The sequence below is a fragment of the Streptomyces sodiiphilus genome, assembly GCF_039529215.1.
Lineage (GTDB): Bacteria > Actinomycetota > Actinomycetes > Streptomycetales > Streptomycetaceae > Streptomyces > Streptomyces sodiiphilus.
Genome location: NZ_BAAAMJ010000108.1, coordinates 1 through 1029 on the forward strand (window position 1 = coordinate 1; position 1029 = coordinate 1029).

Genomic DNA, 1029 nt, shown 5'->3' on the forward strand with positions numbered 1-1029 from the left:
TTCTCGAAGACGGTGGTGGTGTCGAAAAGCTGAGGGTGTCCAGCCAGCCGGTGGATATCGCTCAACCCCAGATACTGATGCGGCGCGAGAGCCGACTGCTCTCGCTGGATCCGCTCCAGCAGACCGGCCAGCGGCTCCGCCGGGTCCAACCGCACCCGCACCGGAACCGTGTTGATCAAGAGGCCGACGATCTCCTCCACTCCCGCCAGCTCAGGCGGACGCCCCGACACCGTCGCCCCGAACACCACATCACCCCGCCCCGTCATCCCCGCCAGCAGCAACGCCCACGCCCCCTGCACCACCGAGTTCAACGTCAGCCCACGCCCCCGCGCCATCGCCGCCAGATCCCCCGTCACCTCACGCGGCAGACACACCACCACCCGCTCCGGCAGCCCGCCCTCACCCTCACCCACCCCCGGAGCCACCAACGTCGGACCCTCCACACCCTCCAACGCCTCCCGCCACGCTCTCTCAGCCGCCCCCCGGTCCTGTCCCTCCAGCCACCCGAGGAAATCCCCGTACTGCGCCGCCCGCGGCAGTGCCCCGCGAGACCCGTACAACGCAAAGATGTCACGCAGAACCAAGGGCAAAGACCACCCATCGAGAATGACATGATGCGCCGTCATCACAAATACATGACGCCGCTCCGATAGACGCAGAACCGCGAACCGCACCAACGGCGCCTCCGACAACACGAAACGCCGCTCCTGATCACGCTCCAGAAAACGATCCACCGCACCGCCCCGCTCCCCCTCCGGCACGCCCGAGAGATCCACCACCTCCCACGGCACCTCCACCCGCCGCGGAACCACCTGCACCACCCGCCCGGACGACACCTGAACAAAACCCACCCGCAAACCAGCATGCCGCGCCAGCACCCCACCACACGCCGCCCTCAAATCCTCCAGCCTCACCACACCCCCCAACTCCAACACCGTCTGCATCTGATAAACATCCACCCCACCCTCACTCAACACACCATGAAAATACAAACCGGACTGCAACGGGGACAACGGCCACACAGCTTCG

Annotated in this window: 1 protein-coding gene; it reads right to left on the reverse strand. The window is 66.4% G+C overall.

The annotated features are described in order from the left end of the window. A partial coding sequence (locus ABD299_RS24815; RefSeq protein WP_344267011.1) for a condensation domain-containing protein occupies positions 1-1022 on the reverse strand: 1022 nt, incomplete at its 3' end. Between the last annotated feature and the right edge of the window lie 7 nt (positions 1023-1029).